This is a genomic window from Streptomyces sp., assembly GCF_035645055.1.
Taxonomy (GTDB): domain Bacteria; phylum Actinomycetota; class Actinomycetes; order Streptomycetales; family Streptomycetaceae; genus Streptomyces.
Map to the genome: position 1 here is coordinate 53,049 of NZ_DASQNH010000088.1, position 7,158 is coordinate 60,206.

General features: G+C 71.7%; 8 protein-coding genes. 4 read left to right on the forward strand and 4 right to left on the reverse strand.

What is annotated here, in order from left to right; all coding sequences use genetic code 11:
* Window positions 1-2 precede the first annotated feature (2 nt).
* Window positions 3-524, reverse strand: coding sequence for a hypothetical protein (locus tag VE614_RS28635; protein WP_324943427.1), 522 nt, complete (start codon window positions 522-524; stop codon window positions 3-5).
* A gap of 412 nt (window positions 525-936) precedes the next feature.
* Here VE614_RS28635 and VE614_RS28640 point away from each other — a divergent pair, with 412 nt between their 5' ends.
* Entirely contained in the window at window positions 937-1,731 is a 795-nt protein-coding gene (locus tag VE614_RS28640; protein ID WP_324943429.1) for an RNA polymerase sigma factor SigF, read from the forward strand.
* On the opposite strand, the gene VE614_RS28645 is transcribed toward VE614_RS28640, so the two are convergent.
* Complete coding sequence (locus VE614_RS28645; protein WP_324943432.1) at window positions 1,728-2,066, reverse strand: ANTAR domain-containing protein; 339 nt, start codon at window positions 2,064-2,066, stop codon at window positions 1,728-1,730. The genes VE614_RS28640 and VE614_RS28645 overlap by 4 nt on opposite strands.
* Before the next feature lie 129 nt (window positions 2,067-2,195).
* On the opposite strand from VE614_RS28645, the gene VE614_RS28650 reads away from it, so the two are divergent.
* Window positions 2,196-2,999, forward strand: a complete 804-nt coding sequence (locus tag VE614_RS28650; RefSeq protein WP_324943435.1) for a VOC family protein — start codon at window positions 2,196-2,198, stop codon at window positions 2,997-2,999.
* A gap of 73 nt (window positions 3,000-3,072) precedes the next feature.
* Here VE614_RS28650 and glgX read toward each other — a convergent pair whose 3' ends face one another.
* Together glgX and VE614_RS28660 are read right to left on the reverse strand one after the other, a co-directional pair.
* A complete protein-coding gene (gene glgX, locus VE614_RS28655) occupies window positions 3,073-5,193 on the reverse strand; it encodes a glycogen debranching protein GlgX (protein ID WP_414719659.1) in 2,121 nt (706 codons plus the stop codon).
* Window positions 5,194-5,219: 26 nt separating this feature from the next.
* Window positions 5,220-5,732, reverse strand: coding sequence for a pep a2 (locus VE614_RS28660; protein WP_324943440.1), 513 nt, complete (start codon window positions 5,730-5,732; stop codon window positions 5,220-5,222).
* Between the two features lie 326 nt (window positions 5,733-6,058).
* Here VE614_RS28660 and VE614_RS28665 point away from each other — a divergent pair, with 326 nt between their 5' ends.
* Entirely contained in the window at window positions 6,059-6,355 is a 297-nt protein-coding gene (locus tag VE614_RS28665; protein WP_324943442.1) for a DUF5133 domain-containing protein, read from the forward strand.
* A gap of 89 nt (window positions 6,356-6,444) precedes the next feature.
* Window positions 6,445-7,158: maltotransferase domain-containing protein (locus VE614_RS28670; RefSeq protein WP_324943444.1), on the forward strand; the 714-nt coding region annotated here is incomplete at its 3' end.

A 7,158-nucleotide genomic window follows, 5' to 3' on the forward strand; every position in this document is an offset into this window, starting at 1 on the left:
CGTCAGGCGGTGCCTTCCTCCGCCTGGTCGCGCAGGAAGTTGCTCACCTGGCGGGCGAGGCTGTCCCGGCCGGCGGGGGGATGCGCGTGCGCGGTCCCCTCGGACAGGCCGACGCCGCCGGCCCACAGCCGGCGGTCGGTCCACTCGTCGTCCACCCGCAGCTGGATCTGCACGTCGACCTGGCCGAGCGCGGCCTCGGGCCCGGCGGCGTACACCACGGCGGTGATCCGGCGCAGCGGGTAGATGTCGTAGCCCTCGATGAACTGCGAGTTGCGCCAGTCCATGAACGCGCCCTCCCCGTCGGGGCCGATCCGCACGTCGATCTGGCCGTCCTCGAGGTGGATGCCGAAGCGTTCGGCGCCGCGGTTCTCGATCGTGACGCGGAGGCGGAAGTACGTCAGCCCGTCGGCGGCGTCGTCCCGTCCGCGCGGCGGCTCGGCCCGCTCCAGACGGTGGACGCGCAGACGCAGGCCGGCGTGCTCGTCGTACTCGTGCCAGTCCCCGACCACGTTCGGCTCGTACACACTCCACCTCTCGACCTCAGACGAGCTTCCTATCCGCGGCCCGAGCGCACTGTCAAATGAGCGGAATGGGCGGTTGCCGCCGTTCTCCGGGGCTTGATCGCTGATCAAGGCGTGGGCAGGAGGTATCCGCCGGGGCCCGGCCGGGCCGGGTGCGCGGGCGTGCCGCACATCACGTTCGGTGCCCGGCCGGTGATCGTCGGGGACCGGTGGTCCCGGCGGGAACGCCGGAAAAATAGTGAAAGGCGTTTCGTCCCGTTTTGTCCAGGGAATGTGCAGGGAAGTGCTTCGGACAGGAGGCACGTCCGTGGGAGCCTGTGCGCAGGGGACCCCGGCGTCCCGAATGCCAGTGCCCGCACACATGCCTCCCACGGTGTCCGCCCATCCGGCACCCCGTAAGGGAGGCACGCGCACGATGCGTACGGCCGGCAGAACGAAGCAGCATCCGCACGACGACGCTCCGGACACCACGGAGGCGTTCGAACGACTCCAGAAGCTCCCCGAGGGCAGCCCGGAACGCAGGGCCCTCAGGGACGAGCTGGTCCGGCTGTGGCTCCCCATGGCGGAGCGGATCGCCGTCCGCTTCCGCGGCCGCGGGGAGGCCCTGGAGGACCTGTACCAGGTGGCGGCCCTCGGTCTGGTGAAGGCCGTCGACCACTACGATCCCTCGCGCGGCCGCGCCTTCGAGGCGTACGCCGTGCCGACCGTCACCGGCGAGATCAAGCGGCACTTCCGCGACCACATGTGGACCCTGCACGTGCCCCGGCGCGTCCAGGATCTGCGCAACCGGGTCCGCAAGGCCGCCAAGGAACTGGCCCAGACCACGCCGGGCCGGGCGCCGACGATCGCCGAGATCGCCGCCCACGCCCAGCTCAGCGAGGCCGAGGTGGCCACCGGTATGGAGGCCCTTGAGTGCTTCTCCGCGCTCTCCCTGGAGGCCGAGATGCCGGGCACCGACGGATACGCCCTCGGGGACGCGATAGGCGGCCCGGACCCCCGCTACGACATCGTCGTGGACCGGGTGGCCGTCCGTCCGTGCCTGGAGGCCCTGCCCGAGCGCGAGCGCACCATCCTCTATCTGCGGTTCTTCTGCGGCATGACGCAGAGCACCATCGCGGAGCAGCTGGGCATCTCCCAGATGCACGTCTCCCGCCTGCTGAGCGCCTGCTTCGCCCGCCTGCGGGAGGAACTGCTCGCGGAGGTCCGTTAGGGGTCCTCGAACGGTGCCCCCGGGATCTGGGTCGGGCCATGGCGGTCGAGGGCGTCCTCCAGCCCGGCCCGGATCTCCGGGGGCATCTCGCCCCGGCGGCCCCAGATCAGAATCAGCTCCGCGACGTTGCGGAGCTTGATGTTGGTGTGCTGGGAGACCTCCTTCAGCACCAGCCAGCCCTGGTCCGGGGTGACCCGGCCCAGGGCGACCATCATCCCGATCGCCTGGTCGACCACGGCGTGGGAGGACACGGCCTCCTTGAGCTGGGCCACTTCCTGCTGGAGTGCGAAGATCCGGTCCGTCTCGTCGGCCGGCTCGCGCGGTGTGCTTGCCACCCGTCCATCGTCCCCACGGGGAGTCCTCGCTGCCACCTGGGTACTCGGCAGGCGTCAGACGCGGTTCCGGTTGGACACTGGTGACTGACCGGTGGCCGCCGGCCCCCCGAACCCCAGGGAACGACTGCCATGACACAGCGCCCGACACCCGCTGCCCGCCCGACGGGAGTCGTCTCCACCGACTCCGTCTTCGGCGCACCCTGCTGGGTGAGCCTGACCAGCCGGGACCTGCCCGCCACGGAGGCGTTCTACTCGGCCGTGCTGGGCTGGCAGTGGCGCTCGGCCAAGCTCGGCGAGCGCTTCCGCATCGCACTCGCGGACGGCGCGCCGGTGGCCGGGATCGCCGGCATGGCAGGCATGTGGCACGCGGCGGTCGCCTGGACGCCGTACTTCGCCGTGCGCAGCGCCGACGAGGTGGCGGGCCGGGTCCAGGAGCGCGGCGGCACCGTCGCGGTGGGCCCCATCTCCTTCCCGCCGGGGCGCGGGGCGCTGCTGGCCGACCGGGACGGGGCGACGTTCGGGATCTGGGAGGGGTCGCTGTTCACCGACTGGGAGACCTGGCGGCGGGCGGCGCCCGCCTTCATCCGGCTGCACACCCGGGACGCCTTCGACGCCGCGATCTTCTACGGCGAGGTCCTCGACTGGGCCTCGGCGCGGCCGAGCTGCTGCGAGGTGCAGTACGAGGGCGAGGAGGTCGTGCTGCGCAGCCGCGGCGACATCGTGGCCCGGATCGAGTCCGGCGCCGTCGAGTCGGCCCCCGACCCCACCATCCGCCCCCACTGGCAGGTGCACTTCTCCGTGACCGACGTCGCCGCCTGCGCCCGCGCCGCGGAACTGCACGGTGGCAGTGTGCTGCGTGAGGGTCCCGACGAGGCGGTGCTGCGCGACCCGGACGGGGCGCAGTTCACGGTGACCTCGCGCCGGGAGCGGTGAGGTGGCCGAGCGGACAGGGGCGGGGCGGACACCCTTTCCGGGTGTCCGCCCCGCCCCTGTCCGCTGTGTACGGTCAGCCGCTCCGCCGGCCGCGCGGCGGCCGGGACAGCAGGACCAGACTGCGGCTCTCCACCGGCACCACCGTGCCGGCCTTGTGCTCGGTCTCGTCCGGGGTGTCCGGGCCGGCCGTGTCGAGGACGGTCGTCCAGCGCTCGCCGTAGGCGATGTCGGGGAGGCGGAAGTCGACGGGCTCCCAGTAGCTGTTCAGCAGCAGCAGGAAGGAGTCGTCGACGACCGGGCGGCCCTGGGAGTCCGGCTCTGCGATGGCGTCTCCGTTGAGGAAGACGCCGACGCAGTGCGCGTCGGAGCGCTGCCAGTCCTGGTCGCTCATCTCGCTCGCGTTGGGCAGCAGCCAGACGAGGTCGGGCAGCGGCTGGTCGGGGCGCACGGCCGTCTCGCCGCGGAAGAAGCGCCGGCGCCGCAGTACCGGATGGGCCGCGCGCAGCCCGATCAGGTACCGGGTGAACTCCAGCAGGTCGCGCTGCTCCCCGGCCCGCCGCCAGTCGATCCAGGACACCTCGTTGTCCTGGCAGTAGGCGTTGTTGTTGCCGCGCTGGGTGCGGCCCAGCTCGTCGCCGTGGCAGAGCATCGGGATGCCCTGCGACAGCATCAGTGTGGCCAGGAAGTTCCGCTGCTGCCGGGCACGCAGCTCCAGCACCGCCGGGTCGTCGGTCTCACCCTCGGCCCCGCAGTTCCAGGACCGGTTGGTGCTCTCGCCGTCCTGGTTGCCCTCGCCGTTGGCCTCGTTGTGCTTGTCGTTGTACGAGACCAGGTCGCGCAGGGTGAAGCCGTCGTGCGCGGTGACGAAGTTGACGCTGGCGCGGGGCCGGCGCCGGCTGTGCTGGTAGATGTCGGACGACCCGGTCAGCCGGGAGGCGAACTCGCCGAGCGTGTGCTCCTCGCCGCGCCAGAAGTCGCGGACGGCGTCCCGGTACATGCCGTTCCACTCCGACCACAGCGGCGGGAAGTTCCCCACCTGGTAGCCGCCCTCGCCCACGTCCCAGGGCTCGGCGATCAGCTTGACGCGGCTGATCACCGGGTCCTGCTGGATCAGGTCGAAGAACGCCGACAGCCGGTCGACCTCGTGGAACTGCCGGGCCAGGGTCGCGGCGAGGTCGAAGCGGAAGCCGTCGACGTGCATCTCGGTGATCCAGTACCGCAGCGAGTCCATGATCAGCTGGAGCACGTACGGGTGACGCATCAGCAGGCTGTTGCCGGTGCCGGTGGTGTCGTAGTAGTGCCCCCAGTCGCCGTCGACCAGGCGGTAGTACGAGGCGTTGTCGATGCCCCGGAAGGACAGCGTGGGGCCCTTCTCGTTGCCCTCGGCGGTGTGGTTGTAGACCACGTCGAGGATGACTTCCAGGCCCGCCGCGTGCAGCGCCTGGACCATCGCCTTGAACTCGGCGACCTGCCGGCCCCCGGTGCTGTCGGCGGCGTAGGCGTTGTGCGGGGCGAAGAAGCCGATGGTGTTGTAGCCCCAGTAGTTGGACAGCCCGCGGTCCTGGAGCACCCCGTCGTGGACGAACTGGTGCACGGGCATCAGCTCGATGGCGGTGACACCCAGCGAGGTCAGATGCTCGATGACCGCGGGGTGGGCGAGCCCGGCGTAGGTGCCGCGCAGCTCGGGCGGCACCTCGGGGTGGGTGCGGGTCATGCCGCGCACGTGGGCTTCGTAGATCACGGTGTCCGCGTACGCCCGCCGGGGCGGGCGGTCGTCGCCCCAGTCGAAGTACGGGTCGGTGACCACGCCGAGCATGGTGTGCCCGGCGCTGTCCGCCGGGTCGGGCCCGGCGGACGACCGCTCGTACAGCGAGGGGTGGTTGTCGATCTGCCCGTCGACGGCGGTGGCGTACGGGTCGAGCAGCAGCTTCGCGGGGTTGCAGCGCTGGCCGAGGGCCGGGTGCCACGGACCGTGCACCCGGTAGCCGTAGCGCTGACCGGGCCCGATGCCGGGCAGGTAGCAGTGCCAGACGAAGCCGTCGACCTCGTTCACCGGGACCGCGCGGTGCCGGCCGTCGTCGTCGACGAGGACGAGTTCGACCCGTTCCGCGACCTCGCTGAAGAGGGCGAAGTTGGTGCCCTGACCGTCGTAGGAGGCACCCAGCGGGTAGGGGTGCCCGCTCCACGCGGGCACCCCGGTGTTCCGGTGCGGTTCGCTCGTCACCGTGCGTCCTCCAGAGCGCCGTCAGCGGTGTCGGCCGGTGCGGCCAGTGCCGCGACCGGTACCTCGCGGGGCACCTGGAGTCCCTCGCGCAGGCGCGGGGCGGGCGCCGTCGGGACCAGCGGGGCGCGACGGCCGGTCCGGGCGCGCTGGGAGAACCAGATCACCTTGCTGCCGGTGTCGGTGGCGCAGCAGCCCCAGCCGTCGCTCATCGCGGCGATGTGCTCGAGGCAGCCGCGCAGGTCCTGGTCCGGGCGCAGGTCCCGGTCGTCGCCCCCGACGGCGGTGATCAGGTGCTGGCCGTTCCACCACATCTCGATCGACATGTTCTTGTCCTTGGCGTGCTCGTCGATGGCCTTCAGCAGCAGCTCGGCGCCGCGGCAGACGGGCTCGACCAGCGTCTCCAGGTTCCAGTACCTGAGGTGAGCGGCCAGGATTCGGCTGACCTGTCCCACGCGTTCCGGACTGACTTCCACGTCGAGGTGGTAGTAGCAGGGCACTGCGGTCTTCATCGTCGTTGGCTCCTCACCGGCGAGGCGCTCGCTCCCTTCCTCGCCCTAGTGGGCCGGATCGGCCCTGGCGGGCCGCTCCCCCGACACGAAGCGTGAGTACCGATCGCTTCTGAGTAACCTCAACAGTGGAGGTGCTAGCCCATTCGTGCAACAGGAGAGACACCTGTGATGTGGTTGAACCTCTAACAAGACGCTGGGTCGCCGTACGTGCACCATGAGTGAAGGCCTCGATCGCCGTAACGGACTCCGTGCCCGCTGTCGCGCACGGCCACCGGCCCGACCGTCGGGAACGTGCCCATCGAGTGCCCCGGAAGGTGAACGGCGCCATGCTGCTACCCGCCAGAGCCGAAGTCGCCCGGCAGCTGCGGCGGTACCGGGCGTGGGAACGGCTCATGCTCGCTTCCCCGACCGACCGCCAGGTGCGGGCGACGTTCGAGGATTCGGGCTACACGCTGTGTGTGCTCATGGGGAAGCGGTGTGCGCGGGAGGCCGCCGACGCGGCCGAACGGTTTCTGCGCACCACGCTGACCACCTATTTGCAGGAACAGAACGGCCGGCCCCGGAGAGGCGGCGCCGTCCGGCGCGGCCCGCCGCAGGAGTCCCGGTTCCGGGTGCCCGGATAGATCCCGGACAGATCCCCACCCTTTCGGCGCAGGATCCCGAGCACCGGGCCGCGGCGGCCCGGCTCCGAAGTACGGCGGAGGTGAGACCCATGAGTACGACGGTGGCCATCGGGCGCATCCCGGTACGGGACGTCCACCCGGCGGTCGAGTGCGGCAGGCGCCCGGCGAAGGCGGTCACGGGCGAGACGTTCCAGGTCACCGCCACCGTCTTCCGCGAGGGCCATGACGCGGTCGGCGCCAATGTCGTGCTGCGCGACCCGCGGGGCCGTCCCGGCCCATGGACCCCGATGCGCGAGCTGGCGCCCGGCACCGACCGCTGGGGCGCCGAGGTCACTCCGACGGCCGAGGGCCGGTGGACGTACACCGTGGAGGCGTGGAGCGATCCGCTCGCCACCTGGCGGCACACCGCCCGCGTCAAGGTCCCCGCCGGGATCGACACCGGGCTGGTCCTCGAGGAGGGCGCCGACCTCTACGAGCGCGCCGCCGAGAAGGTCCCCGGGGCCGCCGGACGCGCGGCGCTGCTCGCCGCCGTGCGGACCCTGCGCGACGACTCCCTGCCGGTCGCGACCCGGCTTGCGGCGGCGCTGACGCCGGAGGTGGACGCGGTCCTCGCCCGGTATCCGCTGCGCGAGCTGCTGACCCGCACCCCGCCGTATCCCCTTCTGGTGGAGCGGGAGCGGGCGTTGTTCGGCTCGTGGTACGAGTTCTTCCCGCGTTCGGAGGGCACGGAGGAGTGTCCGCACGGGACGTTCCGGACGGCGGCGCGGCGGCTGCCCGCGATCGCGGAGATGGGTTTCGACGTC